Source organism: Actinomycetospora flava, assembly GCF_037400335.1.
Lineage (GTDB): Bacteria > Actinomycetota > Actinomycetes > Mycobacteriales > Pseudonocardiaceae > Actinomycetospora > Actinomycetospora flava.
On record NZ_JBBEGM010000015.1, the window covers coordinates 104754 to 130859 of the forward strand.

Here is a 26106-nt window from a genome sequence, read left to right on the forward strand (position 1 = left end):
CATCAGCCCAGGGTGAAGGGGTCGCGGGTACCGCCGGTGAGCTCGACCCACACGGCCTTGGTCTCGAGGTACGCGTCGATCCCGTGGACGCCGTTCTCGCGGCCGATGCCGGAGTCGCCGAAGCCACCGAACGGCACGCTCGGCGCGACGACCCGGTAGGCGTTGATCCAGACCGAGCCAGCCTTGATCTTCGCGGCCACCCGGTGCGCGCGGTGCACGTCCTTCGTCCACACCGCGCCGGCGAGGCCGTAGGGGGTGTCGTTGGCGAGCTTGATCGCGTCGTCCTCGTCGGTGAACGTCACCGCGGCGAGCACGGGGCCGAACACCTCCTCGCGGAACACGGTGTCGGTCGGCTTCACCGACAGCACGGTCGGCTGCACGAAGTAGCCGCCGAGCCCCTCGTCGGCGACCCCGCCGTAGGCCACCGTCGCGCCCTCGTCGCGCGCCGTCTGCAGGTAGCCGACCACCTTCTCGTACTGCATCTTGTTCGCGACGGGGCCCATCTCGGTCCCCTCGCCGAACGGGTCGCCGAGCTTGATCTGCGACGCCCGCTCCGCCACCAGCCGCACGAGCTCGTCGTGCACGTCCTCGTGCACCACCAGCCGCGAGCCGGCCATGCACGTCTGCCCGGTCGCGGCGAAGACGCCGGCGACGAGCCCGTTCGCGGCGGCCTGCAGGTCGGCGTCCGGGAACACGACCTGCGGCGACTTGCCGCCGAGCTCGAGCGTCGCGGGGTGCAGCTTCTCGGCCGCGGCCGCGGCCACCTTGCGCCCGGTCGCCGTCGACCCCGTGAACGCGACCTTGTCGACGCCGGGGTGTGCCGCGAGGTGCGCGCCGACCTCCCCGCTGTTCGCCGTCACCACGTTGACCACGCCGTCGGGGATCCCGGCCTGCTTGATCAGCTCGGCGAACCCGAGCGTCGAGCCCGGCGCGTGCTCCGACGGCTTGATCACCACGGTGCAGCCCGCGGCCAGCGCCGGCGCGACCTTCCAGCTCATCAGCAGCAGCGGGGAGTTCCACGGCGTGATCGCCGCGACCACCCCGACCGGCTCGCGGCGCGTGTAGACGAGGTAGTTCGGGTTCGGCGAGGGGATCTGCGCGCCCTCGATCTTGTCGGCGAGCCCCGCGTAGTAGTGGTACCAGCCGCCCAGGCCCTGGAGCTGCCCGAGCATCTCGCGGTAGAGCTTGCCGGAGTCGTTGACCTCCAGGCGGGCCAGCCGCTCGGCGTTCTCGCCGATCAGCTCGGCCAGCTTGCGCAGGCGCGCGGCGCGGGCGAAGCCCGTCATCTGCCCCCACTCGCCGTCGAGCGCGGCGCGCGCGGCGCCGACGGCGGCGTCGACGTCCTCGGGGCCGCCGTCGGGGATCTCGGCCCACGCCTGGCCGGTGTAGGGGTTCTCGGTGGCGAAGGTCTTCCCCGAGATCGCGCCGGCCGGCCTGCCGCCGATCAGCATGGACAGCTGTTCGAGCTCGCTCATCGATCGATCTCCTTGGCGTGGGTGGTCAGCCGGGGAACGTGCCGGCGCGCGGCAGCAGGGCGGGGACGGTGTAGCCGAGCTGGTCGGACAGGAAGCCGGCGATCGGCAGCAGGGCGTCGAGGTCGAGACCGGTCGGGTGGCCCATGCGGTGCAGCAGGTAGACGAGGTCCTCGGTGGCGATGTTGCCCGTCGCCGCCGGGGCGAAGGGGCAGCCGCCGATGCCGCCGTTGGACGAGTCGAGCCAGTCGGCGCCCGCCTCGAGCGCGGCGACGGCGTTGGCGAAGCCGGTGTTGCGGGTGTTGTGGAAGTGCGCGCGCATCAGCGCGTCCGGGGCCACCGCGCGGACGCCGTCGAGCAGCGTGCGCACCTGGGTGGGGACACCGACCCCGATCGTGTCGGCGATCGCGATCTCCTTCGCCCCGGCGGCCGCCCCGCGGCGGGCCACCTCGATCACCCGGTCCGGGTCGACCTCGCCGTCGAAGGGGCAGCCGAACGAGGTCGCGATCGTCAGCGACGCGAACAGGTCCCGCCCGGCCGCCTCGGCGAGCACCTCCTCGGCGACCTCGGTGAGCGCCTCGGTCGTGGAGTTCTGGTTGGCCTTGGCGAACCCGTCGGAGGCGGGGACGACGACGTTGACCTCGTCGACGCCGGCCTGCACCGCGCGGTCGTAGCCGCGCCGGTTGAGCACCAGCCCGATGTAGGAGACGCCGTCGGTCCGGTGGATCCCCTCCATCACGGCCTCGGCGTCGGCCATCGCCGGCACCAGCTTCGGGTGCACGAACGACACCGCCTCGATGCGCCGCGCGCCGGCCGCCGTGGCCCGCTCGATCAGCTCGATCTTCGCGCCCGTCTCCAGCAGCGCCCGTTCGTTCTGGAGCCCGTCGCGCGGGCTGACCTCCACGATCCCGACCACGGGCCCGATCCTGCCCCTAGCCGCGGACCGCGGCCACCACCCTGGCGTGCTCGCGCAGCGTCGCCGCGGGATCCTCGCCACGTTGCCGGCCCATGCCGCAGTACTGGGCGACGCCGAAGTCGGCGAGGTGGCGCGACGCCGTGGTCCGGCGCCGGCGCAGCCCGTCCTCGCCGTCGATCGGCAGCACGATGCCCAGGAAGACACGGGAGTCCGGGGCGTCGAGGTCGGCCAGCGGGGCGAAGAAGCGGTCGTCCTCGCTGCGCAGGTAGCGCGGACCGGCCAGGTGCACCCAGTCCAGCGGGCGCCCGGCGTGCGCGACGGCGTGGTTGGCCATCCGCACGATCAGCCCCATGTCGCGGGCCTCGAACATCGGCCACTCCGGGAACGTGCCGTAGCAGAGGTGCAGGCCCATGAGCACCTCCTCGGGCACCTGCGGCGCCAGGCGCGACCAGGGCCCGGCGAAGCGCTCCCACGCGTCCCCCTCGGTCCAGCCGACGACGCCCTCGATGTCGATCACCTCGTAGGCGAGGTCCCACTGCAGGGCGAGGTCGGCGGGCGGGATCACCGCGAGCAGCTCGCCGACCGCCCGGGCCCAGAGGTCCTCGAGCGCGGGCCCGACGACCGCCCAGTCGCGGGCGTAGGCGTCCTTGAACGCGCCGGTGAACACGCTCGAGGGGAACGGCAGCCCGACCTGGAAGCGCAGGCCCGGGGGGATCACGCCCTCGGCGCGCAGGGCGGCGAAGCGCTCGTAGGACGCGAGGGTCTCGGCGACGCGCGGCCAGGCGTCGAACCGCAGGTGGTCGACGCCGTCGCGCACCGTCAGCCGCGCGGTGTCGTAGGCGTGGCGGGCGCGGCCGGTCGGCGACCCGGTGGGGGCGAGCACGGTGATGTCCGGGTGCGGCTCGAGCAGCGTCGTGCGGTCGTAGCCGACCCACGCGCCGCGGGGACCGGACTCCCCGTCGGGCAGGGCGGCGACGCGGTCGGCGAACAGTTCGGCACCCCGCCGGAACCCCTCGTCGGTCGAGTCGACGGGCAGGCTCCCGACCAGGAGCAGGTCGCTGTCCACGCGGCGGGCCATCGGCGCGATGCCTCCTCGGACGGCCCCGGCGGGCCGGAAGGGACGCGGCGCGTCGGGGCGCCGGAGTCGTCGGACGGGTCGTCGGGCAGCATGTCACCGCCACGTCGTCGGATCACCCGGCGATCGCGGCGCCAGCAGGACCCAGCAGGACCCAGCAGGACCCGGAAGGACCGCTCGTCGCCGGCCGATCACCGGTCGGGTGATCTCCACGGCGGGCCGCGCGTGCGGCCGGACGTGATCGGTCACCCAACGGTGGACGTCCGGGCAGGAGGACACTGGAGGGGTGAGCGCGACCGTGACCACCGCGTCGGCGGGACCGACGGGCGCCTCCCCGCGCACCCGCAGAGTGCTCCGGATCGCGACCGGGCTGGTGGTGGCGGCGGCCATCACCACGGGCATCGTCATCGTCTGGCCGACCGTGAAGGACGCGGGCGCCGCGCTGATCGGCGCCGACCCGATGTGGGTCGCGATCGCGATCGCCTGCGAGGCGGGCGCCCTGGTCGCCTTCTCGATCCTGCACCACCGCCTGCTCGTGGCCGCCGCCGTCCGCGTCTCGCTGGGCGCGGTCACCATGGCCACGCTCGCGGCGAACGCGCTGCACCTCACCGTGCCCGGCGGCGCCGCGCTCTCGACGGCCTACACCTACAAGCGGCGCCGGGCGTGGGGCGCGACCGGCCCGGCCACCACGTGGACGATGGTCGCCGGCGGCGTCGCCGCGAGCCTCGCGCTCGCCGCGATCGCGCTGGGCTCCGCGCTCGTGGTCGGGGGCCGCCCGACCTCCTTGCCCTGGCTCGTGGTCCAGATCGTCGGCGTCGCCGCGCTGGGCGCCGGTGTGATCGTCGTGGCCAAGCGCCCGGGCCTGCTCGTCACGGGCGGGTCGTGGGGGCTGCGCCTGGTCAACCGCGTGCGCCGCCGGCCTCGCGAGGACGGCGTCACCGAGCTCGCCGAGCAGATCGCCGCGCTCCAGTTCATCGAGCTCCGCGGCAAGGGCCGGCTCGTCGTCGGCACGTCCGCGCTCGCCAACTGGATCCTCGACATCGGGTGCCTCGCCGCCTGCTGCGCGGCCGTCGGCGCGCGGGGGATGACGCTGGCGCTGGTGCTCGTCGCCTACGCCGCCGCCACCGCGGCCTCGAGCGCCGCGTTCCTGCCGGGTGGCCTCGGCCTCGTCGACGGCGCCCTGCTGGCCGCGCTGGTCGCCGGCGGCGTCCCGTCGCGCCCCGCCCTCGCGGCGGTGCTGCTCTACCGCCTCGTCAGCTTCGTCGGCGTCGCCGTCGCGGGCTGGGTCGCGTGGTTCGTCATCCACGCGAAGGAGACCCCGTCGTCGGCGGAGGTCGACGAGGACCAGGCCGCCGCGGAGGACCCGCGCGGGTCGATCGACACCGGCGAGATCGACGTGCCGAGCCGGGGCCACCGACCCCGCTGACCCCTCAGGGGGTCGTGCCGTCGGTCGTGCCCCCGTCGGTGGTGCCGCCGTCGGTCGTCCCGCCGTCGGTGCAGCAGTTGGTCTCGGAGTGGCTGGTGGTCGGCCAGGTCGTGCGGTGGCCACCGCCACCCCCGCCCCCGCCGCCTCCACCGCCGCCGCCACCGCCGCCACCCCCGGAGCTCGACCCGCCGCCCCCGCCGCTGCCGGCGGAGTTGCGGGGCGCCTGGGTGGGAGCGACGGAGGCCGCGGGCTGCTGGCTGGGGACCGGCTCGCTCGTCGTGGGCCCCGGCGCGACGGCCGTGGGCGGGCCGACCGGGGCGGTGGACGTGGCGTTGGAGACCTGCCCGTAGACGATCGCGCCCCCGCCGACGAGCAGCAGCAGCGCGGCCGCCGCGATGACGAGCGGCAGCCGGCGGCGCAGGGCGGCGGCGGCGCCGGAGCCGCCCGCGCCGCCCTTCGTGTCGGAGCCCGACCCGGACAGGGCCGGCGCCGGGATCCCGGCCGCCGGGGTGCCCGACGCGTTGAGCGCCGGCGGCGGCACCTTCGTGCCGGGCGCCACGGGACGCATGGGCGGGCCCATCCGCACCGCCCCGGTCCGGCCGGTGGGGATGGGGCCCGTCGGCGGGCGCATGCCCGGGCGGTTGGCGGCGGGGAAGCCGCCGGTCCGGTGCGCCACCGGGATCATGCCGCTGTTCGGGCCGGTCGAGGACCCGCCGGTCCGCGGGCCGGCGCCGGTGCGGGGCCCGCCCTGGTTCATGGTGGTCGTCACCGGCGCGGCGCCGCTGCGCGGCCCGGTGAACTTGCCGCGGTCGTCGGTGTAACCGCGGCCCGACATCGCCGCGGCGCCGAGGACGATCGCGTGCTTCGGGTGTGCGTCGACCGCGGTCGGCCTGCCGAGCTCCGCGGACACCATCTGGGAGACCAGCGGGATGCGCGACGAGCCGCCCACGAGCAGGACGGTGGTCAGGTGGTTCGGGGTCACCCCGGCCGAGAGCAGCGCCCGGTTGAGCGTCTCGATGGTGGCGCTGATCGAGGGCCGGATCATCTCCTCGAACTCGCCGCGCGTCAGGCGCACCTCGGTCTGCAGCTTCGGCAGCATCACCGGGATCGTCGCCTCGGTGTCGGCCGACAGCGCCTCCTTGGCCCGCGCGCAGTCCTGGCGCAGGCGGATGACGGCGCTGGTGTCGTGCGGGTCCGACGGGTCGAGCGCCGCGAGCGGGCCGCCGAGGCTGCGGTCGACGTGGTTGAAGACGGCCTCGTCGAAGTCGATGCCGCCGAGGCCCTCGAGACCCTCGGGCGTCCCGAGGATCTCGAAGCCCCGGCCCGCGGTGCGCAGGACGGTGGCGTCGAAGGTGCCGCCGCCGAGGTCGTAGACGGCGACGAGCGCACCCTCGTCGAGGCGCTCGTTCGAGGCGTAGTGCGCGGCCGCCGCCTCGGGCTCGGTGAGCATGCGGACGTCGCGCAGGCCGGCGTTCTGCGGGACCTGGCCGAAGAGCTCCTTCTTGTACGGGCCCCAGTTCGCCGGGTGCGTGAGGGTGACCGCGGACGGGGCGGCGCCCTCGCGCTCGCTGACGAGCTTGACCACGTCCTTGAGCTGCATGCTCATGATCTGCGCGGCCGCGTAGGGCGAGCCGCCGAGGATGAGGGGCATCGGGTCGCCGAGACGCCGCTTGACCTCCCGGGCGACCCGGTCCGGCTCGGTCGCGGCCCGGCGGTCGGCGGCGTCGCCGGTGAGGACGCCGCCGTCCTCGCGCACCAGGACCACCGACGGCACAGCAGCCGACCGGTCGCCGAGCGTCACCATCTCGACGTGACCGTCGCGCTCGACAGCGGCGGCGGTGAACGTGGTGCCGAGGTCGACACCGAGTCCGTATCCCACCGGTCTTCCCTCTCTGTCCGTGTCGTTGCGTGGCCCTGCGTGGCCGTGCCTGGAGGCCGATCAGCCGAGGTGCCCGAGCTGCTCGGACCCCTCCGCTCCTCCGCCCGTGTCGTGGCTCGACGCCGCGGCCTCGTGGCCGGAGCTCTCGTGCCCGGAGCTCTCGCTGCCGGAGCTCTCGTGGCCCGCGCTCTCGTGGCCACTGGTCTCATGCACGCCTTCGCCCGTGCCGCCGTCGTCGTTACCGCTCTCCGACCCCGAGCCCGCCGTCGGGCCCCCGGCGCCGCTGTCCTGCGGATCTCCGGTGCCGTGTCCGGTGGAGGCCGGGTCGTGCGTGCCCGTCGGGGCCGGGTCGTGCGCGGGCGGCGTCGTGCCCTGGAAGGGACCGGTGTCGGCCGGGGTCGTCGGTGCGTGCCCGCCGAACACCTGGTCGTGCGCCGGGGGCGCGCCGGGGTCGGTGCCGGTGGGAGCGGTCGTGGCGGGGCCGCCGATCCCGCCCGGGGGCGGCCCGTCCAGGTCGTGGGTGGGGCCGGCGAAGCTGACCGTGGTGGTGGGCGTCGAGGACAGCGAGCTCCCCAGGGGGACGACGCCCGTCGCGCCGGCCGCGCCCGCGGCCCCGGTCGCGCCGAGGACGGCGACGGGGCCGGCGGCGCCCGCGGCGGCGGCCGCTCCGACGGCCGGCGGCGCGTCGGGGAAGCCGGTGCTGGTCGGCTGGGTCGGGGGCTGGGTCGGGGGCTGGCTCGGCTGAGTGGTGGGCTGCGTGCCTGTGGTGGGCTGGGTTCCGGTGGTCGGCTGGGTTCCGGTGGTCGGCTGGGTTCCGGTGGCCGGCTGGGTGCCGGTGGTCGAGGTCCCGGTGCCCGTGGTCCCGGTTGTGCCCGTCGTGGGCTGGGTCGTGCCCGTCGTGGGCTGGGTCGTCGTGCCGGTGCCGTTGCTCCCGCCCGGCGTGGTGGTCTCGGTGCCGCTCGGGAGCCCGGCCCGGCCGCCGCTCTGGTTGACCTGGTTCCCCGCGCCGATCCCGGTGCTCTGGTCGATCTCGCTGAACGCCTCGTCGCCGGTGTCGTGGCTCTCGGTGCGCGCGTTCTCGGTGAGGACGACGGTGGTGTCGCCGGGGCTGGGACGTCCGTGCTCGGTGACCTGCACCGACTCGTCCTGGCGGATGGCGATCTCGTCGCGGCCGTCGCCGTCGGACCCGACGGTCACCGAGATGCTGTGGTCGACCGAGACCGGGGTGAAGCTGCCGTCGGGGTTCTCGACGATCTTCACGTGCCCGGACTCGTGGATCATCAGGTCGGTCTCCTGACCCGGCGGGTCGGGGACGGTGACCTGGAAGTGCTCGATGAACGTGTACTCGTTGCCCTGGCTGTCGGTGATGACGATGTACTGGAAGGCGTCGACCTGGAAGAAGCCGTCGGCGGTCTCGACGACGCTGACGTCCTGGAAGATCGAGACGCTGAGCGTGTGCTCGGGGCCCGGGGCGTCGTCCTGGTGGACCTGGAAGTGCGTGCCGAGGCCGGACGAGACCGGTCCGTCGCCCAGGTGACCGGACGTCTCGTGCGACGCGCCGAACCCACCGCCGCCGTGCCCGCCGGCGCCGCCGCCGTCACCGGAGCCACCGCCGGAGCCACCCGGTCCGCCGGGCTGGTCGAAGCCGTCGAGCCCGGCGAGGCCCGGACCCGGGGGTGGGACGGCGCCGTCGAAGCCCGCGAGGTCGACCGCCGGCTCGGCGGCCGCGGTGCCCGCGGTGAGCGCGACGGCGGCCGCGGCCGCGCCGAAGGTGGCGCTGGCGGTGGCCGCGCGGCGGGCGATGGCGCGGATGCTCGCCGGGGCGGTCTCGCTGTTGTCGGTCGCCTTCTTGATCCGCTCGGGCACCTCACCGTGGGCGTCGCGCTTGGCGAGCTCCCACAGGTGCGGCGGCATGCCGACGGGAGGTCGGCTCGCGGTCGATGCGGTCATGACGCCACCATGACCTGCCGGGTGTCCGTGGTCATGAGCAGCCGACTACTCGGTCGTGCCCGCCGCCGGTCCACCGATTGCTCATGGGTCCGCCGCCGTGACTACTCATGGGGCCGCCCGGCGCCTGGCCCATCGGGGTCCCGTTGGCCTGCAGGGCGCCCATGAGCAGGCCTTCTCCGGTGCGGACGAGCACGCGCGCGGCCTCGCGGACGTCCCGTGCCGACGCCGGGTGCTCGGCCCGTCGCTGCCACTGCGCCAGGGTCGCCTGGGCCGCCTTGACGATCTCCTGCTGCGGGGCGTCGGGCGGGAGCGCGAGCCGTGCCGCCGGTTCGACGCCGTCGACGCCGAGCACGCGCTCGGCGTCGGCGCGCTCCTGGGGCGTGAGCATGAGGCCGCCGCCGCGCAGCGTGTCGAGCAGGCGGACCTCGGCGAACTCGTGGGCCCCGGAGTTGATCACCTCGAGCTCGTGGCGGAGCCCGTCGGCGGCCGGGAACGGGTAGCGACGCAGGACCGACTCGGTGGCGAGCAGGGCCGAGCGCGCCTTGAGGACGTCCGCGCGCGCGGCGAAGCGGCTGATCAGCGCCTCGCGCAGGGGCACCAGGCCGCTGCGGGCGAGCAGCTCGCGGGACAGCGCCCCGGCGGTCGTCGCGACGCCGCTGTGGACGAGGCGCAGCGAGAGCCGCAGGCCGAACATGCCGTAGCGGTCGAGCAGCGCGGCGCGCAGGCCCGGGTTGAGGCTGATCTCGGTCTCCGCGGTGGCGAAGCGGTCGGCGCTGAGCAGCAGGCGCTCGACATCGGCCTCGGGGGCCTCGGCGAGCACGTTGATCGCGCGGAACTCGTCCTCGCGCAGCGTCGCCGCCGTGACGGCGAGGAGGCCGGCCACGGGCATGACGGTCTGGCAGAGGGCCCGCACGCGCGGGTCGTCCCGGTAGCGCCCGGCGATCTTCGCGGCGCTGTCGAGCGCGTCCGGACGCCCGTGGCCGACCTCGTCGGCGCGCGCGAGGACGCCGAGGGTGTTGATCGGGCGGCGCTCGGCGGGGTCGTCGCGGAAGGACTCGAGGAAGCGCACGTCGGCCGCGTGGACGTGGCGCATGAGGTAGACGACGGCGTCGGCCTCGGAGGCCTTCGGCTCGGTCTCGTCGTCGTCCTCCTCGCCGCTCGCGCCCAGCATCGACTCCGTCTTGCGGGAGAGCTCGGCCGACAGCGACCCCATGCCGGGGGTGTCGATGAGCGTCATCGTGCGCAGCGCGGGCGAGGGCCAGTCGACGACGAGGCGCTCGACGTCCTCGGCCCGCATCCCCTGGAGGTCGATGTCGAGCAGGCCGCCGGTCGGTCCCGGCGGCAGCTGGCGCGGCGGCCCCTGCCGCGGGTGGGCCATGACGCGGTAGGTGTGGCCGTCGCGGAACCAGGTGACGATCCGCGTGCACTCCCCGGCGTCCGTGGCCGCCAGCTCCTGGCCGACCAGCGCGTTGAGCAGCGTCGACTTCCCGGCCTTGATCCGCCCGGCGAGCGCGACGCGCAGCGGCTCGTCGAGGCGTGCCGCCGCCGTCTGCAGGTCCGGCAGCGCGGGGCCGCCGCCGTAGATCTGGCAGGCCCGGTGCACGAGGCCGCGCACGCGGTTGATCAGCGGGGGAGCTGCCGGTCCCGTCATCACGCCACGCCCTGGGGGTCGGCCGCCGCGGCGGCGAGGTCCCGGGCACGCTGCTCGGCCTGGGCCTTCTCCACCGCGGCCTGGGCCCGTTCGAGGTGGCTCTGCAGGTCGGCGACGCGGGCGCGCAGCATCGTCATCGACTTCTGGTCGCCCTCGAGGCGTTCGCGGGCGCTCGCGTCGCTCTCGGTGCTCTGGGCGGCCTGCTGGGCGGCCGAAAGCCCGTCGGCGGCCGAGCGCTGGAGCTCGCTGACCCGGTCCGACCAGGCGTTGCGCAGCTCGCGCTGGACGTGGCGGATCGCGTCGCGGGAGTCCTTGCCGATCTGGATGTTGAACTCGTCGACGAACCGCCGGACGGTCGTCTTGGCCTCGTTGCGGCGCCGCTCGAGCTGCTGCTTGCGCTGCTCCTTGAAGCCGAAGCCGCCGATCAGCGCGCCGGCCGCGAGCCCGACCGGCAGCGGCACCGCGAGCCCGAGCATCGTCGGCAGCATCGTGAACATCAGGACGCCGCCGTAGCCCTTCTGCATGGCGGCGAGGCCTGCGCCCTTGGCCTTCTTCTCGACGAACGCCGAGTCGACGGTGAAGTCGCGCAACTTCTCGATCGGCGCGGAGACGTCGCGGGCGGTGACGATCTGGGACTCGGCGAGCTCGAAGTGCTCGCCGACCTGCGCCGCGACCTCCTTCGCCCGGCGCACGAACATGCCGTAGTTCTCGAGGGCCTCGCCGGCGAGACGCTGGCGCAGCCACTCCTCGAACTCGGTCCAGTTCTTGGCGGGGTCGCCGTCGTCGATCGCCGCCTCGGCCTCGTGGAGCACGGCGCGGGAGCGCTGGCGCAGGTCGAACTCGACGTCGGAGTTGATGTCGGCGAAGCCGTCCTGCAGCACGAGCTGCCACTTCGACGAGCGCTCCCGCAGCGCGTCGGCGCGCTGCTTGGTCCGCTCGAGCGTGGCGATGATCCGGCCCGCGTTCTGCGGGTCGACGAGCGTGTCGCGCTCGGCGGCGATGGCGATGTCGAGCTGGTCGAGCGCCCGGATGACGTGGGTGACCGTCGAGTCCAGGGCGACACGCTCGGCGTTGCCGATGGTCTGGTGGAGGCGGTTCACGAGCACCGGGAACCCGGACTCGTTGTTCAGCGCCTGGTCCGCGGACCGGGCCGCGATCTGCCGGATCTCCGAGGACAGGGGGATGATGTCGATCTCGACCCCGGCCCGTCGCAGGTGGTTGGCGTTGAGGTCACGGATGCGCGACCAGTGCGGGTACAGGTCGGTCTTGCTCAGGATCATGACGATGTTGGGGCACAGGTCCTGCACGGTGCGCAGGAAGCGCAGCTCCGCGTAGGTCAGCTCCTGCGATGCGTCGCTGACGAACAGCACCGCGTGCGACTGGGGGAGCGAGCCGATCGTCGTGGCGTTGTGGACGGACCCGAGCCCGCCGACGCCGGGGGTGTCGATGAGGACCAGGCCACCGGACAGCAGCGGCCGGTCGATCCCGACGGTGACCGCCTTGAGCCGGCGGCTGTTGCCCGGGTTGCCGGCCTCGGAGACGTAGGACGCGATGTCCGACGGCGAGATCGGCTCGGTCCACCCGGGCCCCCCGGAGCCCGGCGCGGAGTCGAAGCTGGCGCTGGCCGCGACCTGGTCGGCGTAGCGCACCTCGGTCGGCACCGACGTCGCGATGTCGTCGTCGACCGGGCAGATGGGGGCGGTCAGGAGTGCGTTGATCAGTGAGCTCTTGCCCTGCTTGAACTCCCCCACCACGTGCACCGTGATGGTGGAGTCGGTCAGCAGGCGCCGAGCGCGGGTCAGCCGTTCCGCGAGGTCTTCTCGCTGGTAGGCCTTGGCTCCCTTGACGGTCATGTCGAGGGTCTCCAGGGCGTGGCCGACCGCTGCGCTCGGCGCCTGCTGAGCCATCGTTCTCCTCTCGTCGTCAGTTCAGGTGGGTGGCGAGATCAGCCGCCGTGGTGCTCGCCGCCGCCGGAGTCGCTCCCGCCGCTGTCCGAGCCGCTGTCGTGGCTGCTGCTGGCGCTGCTCTCGTGCCCGCCGCCGCTCTCCTGGCCGCCGCTCGACTCGAAGCCGCTGTCGTGGCTGCTGCCGCTGCTCTCGTGGCCGCCGCCGGAGTCGCTGCTGTCGAAGCCGCCGCCGTGGTCACTCGAGCCGCTGTCGTCGGAGCGGAAGAGCGCCGAGGAGTCGCTGCCCCCGGCGCCGTGGCTCGCGCCGCCGCTGCCGCCGTCGTCGCCCGACTCGCCGCCGGCCCGCGGTGCGAACACGCCGGTGTTGTCCGGGCCGGTGTTGCCACCGCTGTGCCCGCCGAACGGCTCGCCGCCGCCCGCGTCACCGCCGCGGTCCAACGTGCCGGACAGCCCGCCCGGGCCCTCCGAGTTGCCGCTGCCACCGTTGAAGATCGAGCCGGAGTCGGGGACGAGGTCCCCGGGGGTGTGGCCACCCTCGGAGAAGACGCCGCCCGGTTCCCTCCCGATGTTCGGCTGGTTGAGGCCCTCCGACCCGAACGGGCCGGGCTGACCCTCCTGGCCCGTCGTGTGGACCGGGGCCTCGCCGAACGGGTCGGAGTGCCCGAAGCCGCTGTCGCTCGGCGGGACGCCCAGGTCCGGACGGCCGCCGCCCGGGTTGAAGCCCAGGTTGCCGACCGCCGGGTTGCTCGACGACGGGTCGAAGTGCACGGCCGCCGCAGCGCCGCCGGCACCACCGACGCCGGCCGCGCCCGCGAGATGCGCCGGAGCCGCGAGACCGGGGTCGACCGCCGCCGCCTGGTTGGCCTGGTTGCCCACGCCCGCCTGGTTGGCCTGGTTCCCGGCACCGCCCTGGTTGGCCTGGTTCCCGGCACCGCCCTGGTTGGCCTGGTTGCCCGCGCCGCCCTGGTTGGCCTGGTTGCCCGCGCCGCCCTGGTTGGCCTGGTTACCACCGAGGCCGCCCTGGTTCAGCTGGTTCCCGTCGCCACCGGCCTGGTTGGCCTGGTTGCCGACACCGCCCTGGTTGGCCTGGTTCCCGGCTCCACCTTGGTTGGCCTGGTTGCCACCGAGCCCGCCCTGGTTGGCCTGGTTCCCGGCCCCGCCGCCCTGGTTGGCCTGGTTGCCAGCTCCACCCTGGTTGAGCTGGTTCCCGGCTCCGCCCTGGTTGGCCTGGTTGCCACCGAAGCCACCCTGGTTGGCCTGGTTGCCACCGAGACCGCCCTGGTTGGCCTGGTTCCCCGTGCCGCCCTGGTTCAGCTGGTTCCCGGCACCGCCGCCCTGGTTGGCCTGGTTCCCACCGGGTCCACCCTGGTTGAGCTGGTTGCCGTCGCCACCAGCCTGGTTGGCCTGGTTGCCGAGACCGCCCTGGTTGGCCTGGTTGCCGCCGAGACCGCCCTGGTTGGCCTGGTTGCCGCCGAGACCGCCCTGGTTGGCCTGGTTACCGCCGAGCCCACCCTGGTTGGCCTGGTTGCCGGCACCACCCTGGTTGAGCTGGTTCCCCGCGCCGCCGCCCTGGTTGGCCTGGTTGCCGCCGAGCCCACCCTGGTTGGCCTGGTTGCCACCGAGACCGCCCTGGTTGGCCTGGTTCCCCGTGCCGCCCTGGTTCAGCTGGTTCCCGGCACCGCCGCCTTGGTTGGCCTGGTTCCCACCGAGTCCACCCTGGTTGGCCTGGTTGCCGCCGAGCCCGCCCTGGTTGGCCTGGTTACCGGCACCACCCTGGTTGAGCTGGTTGCCGTCGCCGCCGCCCTGGTTGGCCTGGTTGCCAGCTCCACCCTGGTTCGCCTGGTTGCCAGCTCCACCCTGGTTCAGCTGGTTCCCCGCACCGCCGCCCTGGTTGGCCTGGTTCCCGCCGAGCCCACCTTGGTTGGCCTGGTTCCCCGTGCCGCCCTGGTTGGCCTGGTTCCCCGTGCCGCCCTGGTTCAGCTGGTTCCCGGCGCCGCCGCCCTGGTTGGCCTGGTTGCCGCCGAGCCCGCCCTGGTTGAGCTGGTTCCCGGCGCCGCCGCCCTGGTTGGCCTGGTTGCCGCCGAGCCCGCCCTGGTTGAGCTGGTTGCCGTCGCCGCCGCCCTGGTTGGCCTGGTTGCCGCCGAGCCCGCCCTGGTTGAGCTGGTTGCCGTCGCCGCCGCCCTGGTTGGCCTGGTTGCCGCCGAGCCCACCCTGGTTGGCCTGGTTCCCGGCTCCGCCCTGGTTCAGCTGGTTCCCGGCACCGCCGCCCTGGTTGGCCTGGTTCCCGGCTCCACCCTGGTTCGCCTGGTTGCCAGCACCGCCGCCCTGGTTGGCCTGGTTCCCGGCTCCGCCCTGGTTGGCCTGGTTGCCAGCTCCACCCTGGTTGAGCTGGTTGCCAGCACCGCCGCCCTGGTTGGCCTGGTTGCCAGCACCGCCGCCCTGGTTGGCCTGGTTACCGCCGAGCCCGCCCTGGTTGGCCTGGTTACCACCGAGCCCGCCCTGGTTGGCCTGGTTCCCGCCGAGCCCACCCTGGTTGGCCTGGTTGCCGGCTCCGCCCTGGTTGAGCTGGTTGCCGTCGCCGCCGCCCTGGTTGGCCTGGTTGCCGCCGCCACCACCTTGGTTGGCCTGGTTGCCGGCACCGCCGCCCTGGTTGGCCTGGTTGCCCGTGCCGCCCTGGTTGAGCTGGTTGCCGTCGCCGCCACCCTGGTTGGCCTGGTTGCCGCCACCACCTTGGTTGGCCTGGTTGCCAGCACCGCCGCCCTGGTTGGCCTGGTTGCCGCCGAGCCCGCCCTGGTTGGCCTGGTTGCCGGCTCCGCCCTGGTTGGCCTGGTTCCCGGCACCACCCTGGTTCGCCTGGTTGCCGCCGCCACCCTGGTTGAGCTGGTTGCCAGCACCGCCGCCCTGGTTGGCCTGGTTCCCCGTGCCGCCCTGGTTGGCCTGGTTCCCGCCGAGCCCACCCTGGTTGGCCTGGTTCCCGGCTCCACCCTGGTTGGCCTGGTTACCGGCACCGCCCTGGTTGAGCTGGTTGCCAGCACCGCCGCCCTGGTTGGCCTGGTTGCCGCCGCCACCACCTTGGTTGGCCTGGTTGCCGGCACCGCCGCCCTGGTTGGCCTGGTTGCCGCCGCCCTGGTTGAGCTGGTTGCCGTCGCCGCCGCCCTGGTTGGCCTGGTTGCCGCCGCCGCCCTGGTTGGCCTGGTTGCCGCCGAGCCCGCCCTGGTTGGCCTGGTTCCCGGCTCCACCCTGGTTGGCCTGGTTGCCAGCTCCACCCTGGTTCAGCTGGTTGCCAGTACCGCCGCCCTGGTTCGCCTGGTTCCCGCCGCCACCACCCTGGTTCAGCTGGTTGCCTCCGCCACCGCCCTGGTTGGCCTGGTTGCCGGCGCCCGCGCCGGCCTGGTTGAGCTGGTTCCCGCTGCCGGACTGGTTGGCCTGGTTGATGGTGCCGTCGCCACCGATGGAGGCGCTCTGGTTCACCTGGTTCCCGCCGCCACCGCCCTGGTTGGCCTGGTTCCCGCCGCCGCCACCCTGGTTGGCCTGGTTCCCGCCGCCGCCACCCTGGTTGGCCTGGTTACCGCCACCGCCACCCTGGTTGGCCTGGTTCCCGCCGCCGCCACCTTGGTTGGCCTGGTTGCCGGCGCCCGCGCCGGCCTGGTTGGCCTGGTTCCCGCTGCCGGACTGGTTGGCCTGGTTGATGGTGCCGTCGCCACCGATGGAGGCGCTCTGGTTGGCCTGGTTACCGCCGCCGCCACCCTGGTTGGCCTGATTACCGCCGCCGCCCTGGTTGGCCTGATTACCGCCGCCGCCGCCCTGGTTGGCCTGATTACCGCCGCCGCCACCCTGGTTGGCCTGGTTCCCGGCTCCGCCGGCCTGGTTCAGCTGGTTGCCTCCGCCACCGCCCTGGTTGGCCTGGTTGCCACCGCCGCCGCCGGCCTGGTTGAGCTGGTTGCCCCCGTCGCCGCCCTGGTTGGCCTGGTTGCCGCCGTGGTCGTGGTCGAACGCCTGGCGGGTGTCGCACGTGCCGGGGCAGAACGCGTAGGTGCCGTGCATGGGGCACGTGTAGCCGAGCTGGTTCGCGACGTCGACCAGCGAGACCGGGGCGGCCTGGTTGAGCTGGTTGCCGGCATCGCCGGCCTGGTTGGCCTGGTTGCCACCGAGGCCGCCCTGGTTGAGCTGGTTGCCTGCCCCGCCCTGGTTGGCCTGGTTCCCGGCACCGCCCTGGTTGGCCTGATTGCCACCCGCGGTGGGAGGCGGCTCGACCGTTTCGGTCATCTCGTGTCCTCTCTTCTGGTCGGGCCGCAGACCGCGCGCGGCGCGTCCGCGCCGACCGGTGGCTCACACGACTCCGGGGGAGAGAGCCGGTCCGGGCCTTTCGTGACGAGAGAGAGCTTGGACACTCCGTAGCGGAGGGTCATGAGTACCGGAGTACTCACTTCCGCGACCACGGCCTTCGTCACCTACTCGCCGAGTCGAAGGTTGTGGATGCTCACGGACTGTCAGCGGGTGGTGCGGATGCCCGTGACGTGCGCGAGGTCGCCGCGGCCGGAGACCCCGAGCTTCGCGTAGACCATCCGCAGGATGTTGTCGACCGTGCGGACGCTGACGACGAGCTGGCTCGCGATGGCCTTGCTCGTGAGCCCGGAGGCCGCGAGGGAGGCGATCTCCATCTCGCGGCGGGTGAGGTCGGCCACCCCGTCGAGCTGCTCCAGAGCGGGTGTGGAGGCGTCCTCGCACGACTCCGCCCAGGCCCGGGCCCGCGACGCCGACCCGCCGCCCGACCCCGTCGCCCCGTGGGCGCGGTGGACGATCGCGGCCTGCGCGGCCGCCTCGGCGGCGTCGAGGCACAGTCCCGACGCGGCGTACCGCTCGGCGACCTCGTCGAGTGCGTCGCCGTCACCGTCGGCCAGCGCCCGTCCCTGCGTCGCGTAGAGCGTGAGTAGTTCGCTCGTCGTCTGTCCAGCGAGCTCGTCGAGGAGGTCGGTGACCGGCCCGCTGATGCCCAGCCGGACGGCCGAGTGGAGGGCTGCCATGCGGGGTCCGAGCGCCGCCCGGCCCGCGCCGACCTCCAGCGCGATCCGCTCGGCCTCGCTCGTCTGGCCGACCATGCCGGCCAGCCAGACCTGCGTGGCGCCGCTCCACCCGGGCACGGGGCCGTCGACGGCGAGGTCGCCCGCCTCGTCGAACAGCGAGTGGGCGCGGGGGGTGTTGCCCAGCGACGACACCGCGATCGCGAGCTCGCTGACCAGCGGCACGGTGAAGAGGAAGCGATCCGCGGGCACGCCCGCGGCGGCCTCCAGCAGCCAGCGCGTGGCGGAGCTCAGCAGGCCCCGCCGGGCGGCGACGACCCCGACCCACGTCGCCCCGACCGCGGCGGTCGCGCGTTGGCCGGTCTCGATGGCCCGGGCGTGCGCCGCCAGCGCCGTGGCCTCCGCGTCGTCGAGGCGGCCGGCCTCGAGGTCGGCGTACCAGCGGGCACCGGTGAGCTCCACCAGCATCCAGCCGCCGGTCGGGTCCTGGTCCTTGGCCTCCAGACCCCTGTCCGCGAGGGCCCGGGCACGCTCGGGGTGACCGGACCGTGCGGCCGCCGTCGCCGCCACCGCGAGGACCGGCAGCGGTGCGGCGTCCCCGCTCGTCTCGTCGACCAGGGGGGCGAGCGCCGCGCTCGCCGCCTCGTGGTCACCGGCGAGCAGCAGCCCGAACGCCCGGAGGGCCTCGGCGTCGGCGCTGTCGGGGAGCTCGGTGCCGGCGTCCGCGATCGCGCGGCGGGCTCCGCTCGCGTCGCGCAGTCCCCAGAACAGGTTGTAGGACCGCGCCAGGGCGACGACGACCCGCACGTCGGCGGCCAGGTCGTCGTTCGCCAGCGGCGCGAGGACCTCCTCGGCGTCCGCCGACCGTCCGAGCCGGACCAGCACCCGGGCGTGCTCGAGCTGGGCCCCGGTGCCCCCGACGGACGCCGCCTCCCGCAGCAGCCGCTCCGCGAACGCCGGATCGGTGTCGGCCGCGCCCGCCGCGGCCGTCACGAGGTCCGCCGGGTCGGACCACGCGCCCTGACCGACCCGCCACGCCAGCAGCCGCCGCTGGTCCTCCTCGCGGCGCACGCCCCGCTTCTCGAGCGCGTCGGCGAGCTGCTGGTAGTTCTGGCGCTCCTGGAACGGTGTCGCGCCGCGGCGCAGCACCTCGGTGTGCAGCGGGTGGGCGAGCGAGATCTCCACCCGCCGTCCCGCCCGCCGGGAGGTGACGATCCCGCGTTCCTCGAGCGCCGCGACCGTCTCGGGCGACGTCAGCTCGGCCGCCAGGTCGCTCCCGAGCGGCTGACCGAACGCGAGCAGCCGCATGAGGCTCTGCTCCAGCGGCGCGGACCGGTCGGTGCGCTGCTGCATGATCTCGGCGAGGCGCGCGGAGACCGGCAGCGTCCCGTCGGTGTGCCACACGCGGCCGGTCGGCTTCAGGGCGCCGCTCGCGCGCCCGCCGCGGACCAGCTCGCGCAGGAAGAGCGGGTTGCCCAGCGACAGCGACCAGAGGCGGTGCAGCGTGGCGGCGTCGACGTGGCCGCCGAGCACCGCGACGACGAGGTCGTCGCTCTCCTCCCGGGTGAGCTCGGGCAGGTCGATCCGCTCGACCAGCGACTCCTTCCACAGCGCGAACACCGGCTCCGGCACGGACACGCCGGTCGGCGCGCTCAGGACCAGGAAGGCGTCGCCGGAGGACGCGAGCTGGTGGAGCAGCACCGCGGAGGTCTCGTCGAGCAGGTGCACGTCGTCGACGCCGATGAGCAGCCGGGCCGGTCCCTTGGCGCGCAGGAGCACCTTCCGGGCCTCGTGCAGCAGCCACCCCGGGCTCCCGTCGCCGGGGTCGTGCCCCGGCAGCAGGTGGCTCAGCGCCCCCAGCGGGATCCCGGCCGTCGCGCGGGCCGCCATCACCCAGACCGGGTGCCAGGACGGGCCGTCGGGATGGCCCTCACCGGGACCGGTGTTCCCGACGCCGACGAGGGCGGCCCGCGCGAAGCGGGTGCGCCCGACCCCCGGCGGACCGACGACGAGGATCCCGGCGCGCTCTCGGCGGGCGGCGATGCGGCTGACCGTCGTCAGCGCCTCGGCGCGTCCCGCGAGGGGCCATTCCTGCTCGTGAGCGGTCACCGGCGCGCCGCCCCGGGCGTCCGCGGGGAAGGCGTGTCCATGGCGCCGCCTCCCCTGCCGATCGGATGCCTCAGTGTCGTCCTCATCACGCGGATGCGGAACGGCCGGGCGCCTCGATACGTCGTAGTGCGGATGTCGGCCCGAGGCCTCTGCTCGTCGGGTGAACCGCCGTCCGCGCACGTCGGAACCGGCGATCCATGATCGCTGTCGGGAGCAGTGTCCTCACCCGGGCGGCCTCACCGGAAGCGTTCGGGACGGCTTTGCGTAGTCAGGCCGCCGCGATTCAGGTAACCGCGGGTCACAGGTATCCCGGGGGACCGGACGGATCACCCGAATCTGCGCGGTGGGCCCCGCTCGGGGGACACTGCTCGGACCACCACCACCCTCCGAGGAGCCCCGTGAGGATCGCCCTCGTCGCCACGTGTCTGGGCGACGCGATGTTCCCGCAGGCGCCCCGGGCCACGGTCGAGCTGCTCGAGCGCCTCGGGCACGAGGTCGTGTTCCCCGCGGACCAGACGTGCTGCGGGCAGATGCACGTCAACACCGGCTACCTCGACCTCGCCCTGCCGCTCGTGCGCCACCACGTCGACGTCTTCGCGGGCGCCGCGGACGTCGTCGTCGCCCCCTCCGGCTCGTGCGTGGGCTGCGTGCGCCACCAGCACGCGATGGTGGCCCGCCGTGGCGGCGACGAGAAGCTCGCGCAGGCGGCGGAGGACCTGGCGGCCCGGACCTACGAGCTCTCCGAGCTGCTCGTCGACGTCCTCGGCGTCACCGACGTCGGCGCCTACTACCCGCACCGCGTCACCTACCACCCGACGTGCCACTCGCTGCGCATGCTGCGCGTCGGCGACAAGCCGCTGCGCCTGCTCCGGGAGGTCCGGGGCCTGACGCTGACCGAGCTGCCCGACGCCGAGGTCTGCTGCGGGTTCGGCGGGACGTTCGCGGTGAAGAACGCCGACACGTCCACGGCGATGCTCGCGGACAAGATGGCGAACGTGCTCGCGACGCACGCCGAGGTGTGCACCGCGGGGGACACGTCCTGCCTCATGCACATCGGGGGCGGGCTCTCGCGGCTGCGCTCGGGGGTGCGCACGGTGCACCTCGCGGAGATCCTGGCGTCGACGTCGGAGGGGGCGGCGTGACCACCGTCGAGCTGGGCATGCCGACCGTCGCGTCGGACCCCCACCACCACCTGCGCGGCACCGAGCCGTTCCCCGTCGCCGCCCGGCGGGCGCTCGCCGACACCCAGCTGCGCCAGAACCTCGGGCACGCGACCCGCACGATCCGCGCCAAGCGCGCCGCGGTCGTCGGCGAGGTCGACGACTGGGAGGAGCTGCGCCGCGCCGGCGAGGGCATCAAGGCCGACGTGATGGCGCGGCTGCCGGAGCTCCTGGAGCAGCTCGAGGCGTCGGTGACCGCGCGGGGCGGCGTCGTGCACTGGGCGCGCGACGCCGAGGGAGGCGAACCGGATCGTCGTCGACCTCGTGCGGAAGACCGGGGCCGACGAGGTCGTCAAGGTCAAGTCGATGGCGACGCAGGAGACCGGGCTCAACGAGGCCCTCGGCGAGGCGGGGATCGCGGCGCTCGAGACCGACCTCGCCGAGCTGATCGTCCAGCTCTCCGACGACAAGCCGTCGCACTTCCTCGTCCCCGCGATCCACCGGAACCGCGCGGAGATCCGCGACATCTTCCTGCGCGAGATGCCCGGCGTGGACCCGTCGCTGACCGACGAGCCGCGCCGGCTCGCGATGGCCGCCCGCGCGCACCTGCGTCGCAAGTTCCTGTCGGCGAAGGTCGGCGTCTCGGGGGTCAACTTCGCGGTCGCCGACACCGGGACGATCTCGGTGGTCGAGTCCGAGGGCAACGGTCGGATGTGCCTGACGCTGCCGGACACGCTGATCACGGTGATGGGCGTCGAGAAGATCGTGCCGACGTGGTCGGACCTCGAGGTGTTCCTGCAGCTGCTGCCGCGCAGCTCCACCGGCGAGCGGATGAACCCGTACACGTCGACGTGGAGCGGCGTCACGCCCGGCGACGGGCCGCAGGCGTTCCACCTCGTGCTGCTCGACAACGGGCGGTCGAACGTCCTGGCCTCGCCGGACGGGCGCCAGGCGCTGCACTGCATCCGCTGCTCGGCGTGCCTCAACGTCTGCCCGGTCTACGAGCGCGCGGGCGGCCACGCGTACGGGTCGATCTACCCCGGCCCGATCGGCGCCGTGCTCTCGCCGCAGCTCACCGGCATCGACGGTCCCGACGACGTCAACGCGTCGCTGCCGTACGCGTCGTCGCTGTGCGGGGCGTGCTTCGACGCGTGCCCGGTGCGCATCGACATCCCGCACCTGCTCGTGCAGCAGCGCGCGGCGGCGGTGCAGGCGCACGGTCGGCCGAGCGCGCAGGACGTGGCGATGCGCGCGGCGGCGGCCGCGATGGCGACGCCGGGACGGTTCTCGCTGCTCGAGCGGGCGATGAAGCTGGGCCGGCTGCTCGGGCGGTCCGGGCGGATCCGGTCGGCGCCGGGCCCGGGTGCCTCGGCGTGGTTCGGGGCGCGGGACATGCCGGCGCCGCCGGCGGAGACGTTCCGGGAGTGGTGGTCGCGTCGTGAGCGCTCGTGACGAGGTCCTGGCCCGGCTGCGCGCCGCCCGCGACGCGGGTGGGGCGAGCCCGCCGGACGTGGCGCGGGACCACCGCCGGACCGGGGCGCACGCGCCGGGCAGCGCCGGGGCCGTCGACCGGCTCGACGAGACGCTGACCGACTACCGGGCGACGGTGCACCGGGTGGGCGGCGAGGACGAGGTGGCCGGCGCGGTCGCGGCGGTGCTGGGCGACGCCTCGAGCGTGGTCGTCCCCGCCGGCCTGCCCGCCGGGTGGCTGTCGGCCTACGACGGCGAGGTGCGCACCGACGACCCGCCGCTGTCGGTCGCCGACCTCGACGCGACCGACGCCGTCGTCACCGGCGGGGCGGTCGCGATCGCGGACACCGGCACCTTCGTCCTCGACGCGCTCGCGCCGGACCAGGGGCGGCGCGCGATCAGCCTCGTCCCGGACCACCACGTGTGCGTCCTCCGGGCCTCCGACGTCGTGTCCTCGGTGCCCGAGGCGCTCGCGCGCCTGGACCCGAACGGCCCGCTGACCTTCGTCTCCGGCCCCTCGGCGACCAGCGACATCGAGCTCGACCGCGTCGAGGGCGTCCACGGCCCCCGCCGCCTCGACGTGGTGCTGGTCGGCCCTATGTGAGCGAACTTCGGTGCCGTAGCACCGAAGTTCGCTCACATACCCCTCAGCGGCCCCGGACCGGCGGGCCCCAGTCGGTGCCGTCGCGCAGGGTCCGCTTGAGCAGCTTGCCGCCCGGGTTGCGGGGCAGCGGGTCGGGCGAGACGACGACGAACTGCGGGACCTTGAAGTCGGCGATCTGCGTGTCGAGGTAGGCGAGCACCGCGTCGACGTCGACGTCCGCGCCGACCAGCACCGCGCCGACCTTCTCGCCCATGACGTCGTCCGGGACCCCGACGACCGCCGCGTCGGCGACGCCCGGCGCGCCGGCCAGCGCGTTCTCGACCTCCACCGAGTAGACGTTCTCCCCACCGCGGTTGATGACGTCCTTCGCGCGGTCGACGATCCGCACGATGCCCTCGTCGACGCGCGCGAGGTCGCCGCTGTGCAGCCAGCCCTCGACGAAGGTGCGCGCCGTCGCCTCGGGTGCCGCCCAGTAGCCGTCGACGACGTTGGGCCCGCGGATCAGCAGCTCGCCGACCCCGGCGTCGTCGACGTCGGCGAGCGCGAGGTCGACCACCGGCGCCGCGAACCCCACCGAGTCCGCGTTCTCCGCCGCCCACTCGTGCGGGAGGAACGTGGCGATCGACGAGGTCTCGGTGAGCCCGAACCCGTTGCCGAGCCGGGCCTGCGGGATCCGCTCCATGAGGCGCCGGACCAGCGCCGGTGCGATCGGGGCGCCGCCGTAGGAGATCCGCTGCACGTGGGACAGGTCGACGCCGAGGTCGTCGCGGGCCAGGGTCAGGCCGTAGATGGCCGGCACGCTGACCAGCGTGTCGATGCGCTCGTCGACGATCGTGCGCACGAACGTCGCGCCGTCGAACACCGGGAGCACCACCGTCGTCCCGCCGAGCGCGAGCTGGACGAGCAGCTGCGAGTTGCACCCGGTGACGTGGAACAGCGGCACCGAGACGAGGTTGCGCAGCGACGGGCCGGTCGCGCGGTCGATCCCGATGACGCGGATCGCGGTCTCGACGTTGGACAGGAAGTTGCGGTGGGTGGTCCGCGCGCCCTTGGGGCGGCCGGTGGTGCCGCTCGTGTAGAAGATCGCGGCCAGGTCGCCGGGGACGAGGTCGTCGAGCGCCTCGGGATGCCCCGCCGGCAGCGCCTCACCGGGCCGGAGCACGGCCGCCGCGTCGCTGTCGGACAGGACGTACTCCACCTCCGGCGCGGCGAAGCGGGTGTTGACGGGCACCGCGACGGCCCCGGCGAGCAGGGTGCCGAGGAAGCCGACCACCCAGTCGAGCCCGGCGGGCAGCAGCGAGGCCACCCGGTCGCCGCGCCGCACCCCGCCGCCGACCAGACCGCCCGCCACCCGCGCCGCCCGGTCCCACAGCTGCGCGTAGGTGACCCGCTCGCCGCCGACCTCGACGAGCGCCTCCACGTCGGGGTGGCGCTCCACCGACGCGCGCACCATCGCGACCACCGACGGCGCGAGGTGGTCGTAGCGCGCGATGCCGTCGGCACCGCGGGTGATGCCGGTCGTGTCGAAGGGCGCGGCGCCGCGGGGGAGCGGGGTGGGGCTCACGAGAAGTACCGCCGCGGGTTGTCCACCAGCATCGTCGTGATCTGCTCGTCGGTGACGCCCTGCTCGCGCAGGGCGGGCAGCACGTCGTGGTGGATGTGCTCGAAGTGCCAGTTCGGCAGCATCTGCTCCTTGGTGGCCTGGCTGTCGCCGGAGAAGAAGTCGATGTAGCAGGACGCGTCGTGGGCCAGCACGATCTTCTCGGCGTACCCCTGCGCGCAGAGGGCGGCGATGGTGGCCACCCGCTGGTCGGTGGGGTTGAAGACGTCGATGCCGAAGCGGTCGGCGCCGATCGTGGCGCCGCGGTCGGCGATCTCGCGCAGGTAGTCGAGGTCGTTGCTGTCGCCGGCGTGCCCGATGACGACCTTGGTGAGGTCGACGCCCGCCTTCTCGTAGAGGTCGAGCGCGAGCCGTCCGGTCTGGTGCGCGGCGTTGGTGTGCACGGTGATCGGCACGCCGGTCTCGAGATGGGTGTTCGCGATGGCGTGCTGGATGCGGGTCTGGTCGGGCGTCAGGCCGCGCTCCTCGACGACGCCCTTGAGGAACGCCGCCTTGATGCCCGTGCCGCCGATGCCCTCGCGGATGTCCTTGAGGAACATCTCGGTCATCGGCTCGTCGCCGCCGAGCACGGTGCCCGGGCCGCGGTAGTGCAGGAAGTGCGGGATCTCGTCGAACGTGTAGAGCCCGGTCGCGACGACGATGTTGAGGTCGACCTCGGCGTTGATCCGGGCGACGCGCGGGACGTAGCGGCCGAGCCCGATGACGGTGGGGTCGACGATCGTGTGGACGCCGAGGTCGCGCAGGCGGCGCAGCTTGTCGATCGCGTCGGCGACCCGGACCTCCTCGTCCCAGTACTCGTCGCCGTGGTTCTGCATGATGTCCGGGCTCAGCACGAACACGTGCTCGTGCATCAGCGTCGTGCCCAGATCGCCGACGTCCACCGGGCCCCGCACCGTCTCCACCGTGGGCATGCCCGCACCTCCCCTGCTCGGCCCTGTGTGACCCGGACCACTCTATGGGGTGACGGTGCCGTTGCTGTTGGATCGCTCGTCGGCGCTCCTGCGGCGGAGGGACGATCGGCGATGGCGGTCCCACCCCGGCTCGCGGCCGCCGTCGACCTGGTCGACCCGGCCCCGGACGCGCGGGTGCTCGAGGTGGGGTGCGGACGCGGGGTGGCGGCCGCGCTGCTCGCCGACCGGCTGCCGCGCGGGCACTACACGGGCATCGACCGGTCGGCGGCCGCCGCCGCGGCGACGCTCGCGCGCGCTCCCGCGGGCACGGTCGTGACGACCGCGCTCGCCGCGTTCCGGCCGTCGCCCGGCGCGTTCGACCTCGCGCTCGCGGTCAACGTCAACCTCTTCTGGACCGGGCCCGCGCACGCCGAGCTGGCGGTGCTCGCCACCGCGCTGCGGCCGGGCGGGGTGCTGCACCTCGTCTACGGCTCCGACGGCGGCGCGGCACCGCGCACGGACGTCGTCGACCGGCTCCGCGACCACCTGGTCGCCGGCGGGTTCGCGCCGGAGGTGACGATGCCGACGCGGCGAGGCGTGCGGTTGCTGCACGTCCGCGCCACGTCCACCACGTCCGGCGATCAGGTCCGGTAGGCCAGCAGGCGCACGCCGAGGGCGGACTCGGTGCGCTGGATCTCGGCGAGCTGGTCGGCGCTCAGCTCGGCGTAGGGGCTCGCGGCCTCGTAGGCGACGACCGGGGTGCCGAGGCGCTCCTCGAGGCGGTGGAGCTCGTCGAGCGCGGTGTCGTCGAGCGCCGCCGGGCGCAGATCGGGGCCGGTGGACGGAGCGGACACGGGAGCCTCCTGGAGAGGGTCGAGCAGTCGGTCGGTGTGACCGGCGACACCGCCGGACGTCGGCGAGTATCCCGCGCACGAACGGCGCAACCACCCCGGTCG

At 74.3% G+C, this 26106-nt stretch carries 16 protein-coding genes and 1 pseudogene; 5 read left to right on the top strand and 12 right to left on the bottom strand.

Annotated elements, in window-relative coordinates; translation table 11 throughout:
- Window positions 1-2: 2 nt before the first annotated feature.
- Genes WCD58_RS28510 through WCD58_RS28520 form a run of 3 tightly spaced genes read right to left on the bottom strand, consistent with a single transcriptional unit; the run spans window position 3 to window position 3466 of the window.
- Complete coding sequence (locus tag WCD58_RS28510) at window positions 3-1475, bottom strand: aldehyde dehydrogenase (RefSeq protein ID WP_337706504.1); 1473 nt, start codon at window positions 1473-1475, stop codon at window positions 3-5.
- A gap of 25 nt (window positions 1476-1500) precedes the next feature.
- Window positions 1501-2388, bottom strand: a complete 888-nt coding sequence (locus WCD58_RS28515; protein ID WP_337706505.1) for a hydroxymethylglutaryl-CoA lyase — start codon at window positions 2386-2388, stop codon at window positions 1501-1503.
- A 16-nt stretch (window positions 2389-2404) separates the two neighbouring features.
- Window positions 2405-3466 carry a hypothetical protein gene (locus tag WCD58_RS28520; protein WP_337706506.1) on the bottom strand — a complete coding sequence of 354 codons (1062 nt, stop codon included), beginning with the start codon at window positions 3464-3466 and terminating at the stop codon, window positions 2405-2407.
- Between the two features lie 283 nt (window positions 3467-3749).
- Here WCD58_RS28520 and WCD58_RS28525 point away from each other — a divergent pair, with 283 nt between their 5' ends.
- Complete coding sequence (locus WCD58_RS28525; RefSeq protein ID WP_337706507.1) at window positions 3750-4889, top strand: lysylphosphatidylglycerol synthase transmembrane domain-containing protein; 1140 nt, start codon at window positions 3750-3752, stop codon at window positions 4887-4889.
- Window positions 4890-4893: 4 nt separating this feature from the next.
- On the opposite strand, the gene WCD58_RS28530 is transcribed toward WCD58_RS28525, so the two are convergent.
- From WCD58_RS28530 to WCD58_RS28555, 6 genes are all read right to left on the bottom strand, one after another.
- Entirely contained in the window at window positions 4894-6768 is a 1875-nt protein-coding gene (locus WCD58_RS28530) for an Hsp70 family protein (protein WP_337706508.1), read from the bottom strand.
- 60 nt (window positions 6769-6828) lie between these two features.
- Entirely contained in the window at window positions 6829-8718 is a 1890-nt protein-coding gene (locus WCD58_RS28535) for a hypothetical protein (RefSeq protein ID WP_337706509.1), read from the bottom strand.
- A 31-nt stretch (window positions 8719-8749) separates the two neighbouring features.
- Window positions 8750-10369: a dynamin family protein gene (locus WCD58_RS28540; protein ID WP_337706510.1), complete on the bottom strand. Its 1620-nt coding sequence runs from the start codon at window positions 10367-10369 to the stop codon at window positions 8750-8752.
- Entirely contained in the window at window positions 10369-12276 is a 1908-nt protein-coding gene (locus tag WCD58_RS28545; RefSeq protein WP_337706511.1) for a dynamin family protein, read from the bottom strand. Before WCD58_RS28545 ends, WCD58_RS28540 begins: the two co-directional genes overlap by 1 nt.
- Before the next feature lie 38 nt (window positions 12277-12314).
- Window positions 12315-16541: a beta strand repeat-containing protein gene (locus tag WCD58_RS28550; RefSeq protein ID WP_337706512.1), complete on the bottom strand. Its 4227-nt coding sequence runs from the start codon at window positions 16539-16541 to the stop codon at window positions 12315-12317.
- Between the two features lie 224 nt (window positions 16542-16765).
- On the bottom strand, window positions 16766-19405 hold the full coding sequence (locus WCD58_RS28555) for a helix-turn-helix transcriptional regulator (RefSeq protein WP_337706513.1): 2640 nt from the start codon (window positions 19403-19405) through the stop codon (window positions 16766-16768).
- Window positions 19406-19803: 398 nt separating this feature from the next.
- On the opposite strand from WCD58_RS28555, the gene WCD58_RS28560 reads away from it, so the two are divergent.
- The 3 genes and pseudogenes from WCD58_RS28560 to WCD58_RS28570 all read left to right on the top strand — a co-directional run bounded on the left by WCD58_RS28560 (window position 19804) and on the right by WCD58_RS28570 (window position 22639).
- Window positions 19804-20547, top strand: coding sequence for a (Fe-S)-binding protein (locus WCD58_RS28560; RefSeq protein ID WP_337706514.1), 744 nt, complete (start codon window positions 19804-19806; stop codon window positions 20545-20547).
- 17 nt (window positions 20548-20564) lie between these two features.
- Window positions 20565-22017 (top strand): annotated as a pseudogene (locus WCD58_RS28565) (LutB/LldF family L-lactate oxidation iron-sulfur protein).
- Complete coding sequence (locus WCD58_RS28570) at window positions 22004-22639, top strand: LutC/YkgG family protein (protein WP_337706515.1); 636 nt, start codon at window positions 22004-22006, stop codon at window positions 22637-22639. Before WCD58_RS28565 ends, WCD58_RS28570 begins: the two are co-directional and overlap by 14 nt.
- Window positions 22640-22682: 43 nt before the next feature.
- Here WCD58_RS28570 and WCD58_RS28575 read toward each other — a convergent pair whose 3' ends face one another.
- Window positions 22683-24203: a class I adenylate-forming enzyme family protein gene (locus tag WCD58_RS28575; RefSeq protein WP_337706516.1), complete on the bottom strand. Its 1521-nt coding sequence runs from the start codon at window positions 24201-24203 to the stop codon at window positions 22683-22685.
- Window positions 24200-25171 (bottom strand): phosphotriesterase family protein, encoded by a 972-nt coding sequence (locus WCD58_RS28580; RefSeq protein WP_337706517.1) that lies wholly within the window; start codon window positions 25169-25171, stop codon window positions 24200-24202. Before WCD58_RS28580 ends, WCD58_RS28575 begins: the two co-directional genes overlap by 4 nt.
- Before the next feature lie 111 nt (window positions 25172-25282).
- Here WCD58_RS28580 and WCD58_RS28585 point away from each other — a divergent pair, with 111 nt between their 5' ends.
- A complete protein-coding gene (locus tag WCD58_RS28585) occupies window positions 25283-25804 on the top strand; it encodes a class I SAM-dependent methyltransferase (protein ID WP_337706518.1) in 522 nt (173 codons plus the stop codon).
- Here the strand turns inward: WCD58_RS28585 and WCD58_RS28590 are convergent.
- Window positions 25792-26004: a hypothetical protein gene (locus WCD58_RS28590; RefSeq protein ID WP_337706519.1), complete on the bottom strand. Its 213-nt coding sequence runs from the start codon at window positions 26002-26004 to the stop codon at window positions 25792-25794. The genes WCD58_RS28585 and WCD58_RS28590 overlap by 13 nt on opposite strands.
- Window positions 26005-26106 lie beyond the last annotated feature (102 nt).

Coding starts and splice junctions, on each gene's coding strand:
- WCD58_RS28510 (WP_337706504.1), bottom strand. CDS start 1,475: ATGAGCGAGCTCGAACAGCTGTCCATGCTGATCGGCGGCAGGCCGGCC.
- WCD58_RS28520 (WP_337706506.1), bottom strand. CDS start 3,466: ATGGCCCGCCGCGTGGACAGCGACCTGCTCCTGGTCGGGAGCCTGCCC.
- WCD58_RS28535 (WP_337706509.1), bottom strand. CDS start 8,718: ATGACCGCATCGACCGCGAGCCGACCTCCCGTCGGCATGCCGCCGCAC.
- WCD58_RS28540 (WP_337706510.1), bottom strand. CDS start 10,369: ATGACGGGACCGGCAGCTCCCCCGCTGATCAACCGCGTGCGCGGCCTC.
- WCD58_RS28545 (WP_337706511.1), bottom strand. CDS start 12,276: ATGGCTCAGCAGGCGCCGAGCGCAGCGGTCGGCCACGCCCTGGAGACC.
- WCD58_RS28550 (WP_337706512.1), bottom strand. CDS start 16,541: ATGACCGAAACGGTCGAGCCGCCTCCCACCGCGGGTGGCAATCAGGCC.
- WCD58_RS28580 (WP_337706517.1), bottom strand. CDS start 25,171: ATGCCCACGGTGGAGACGGTGCGGGGCCCGGTGGACGTCGGCGATCTG.
- WCD58_RS28585 (WP_337706518.1), top strand. CDS start 25,283: ATGGCGGTCCCACCCCGGCTCGCGGCCGCCGTCGACCTGGTCGACCCG.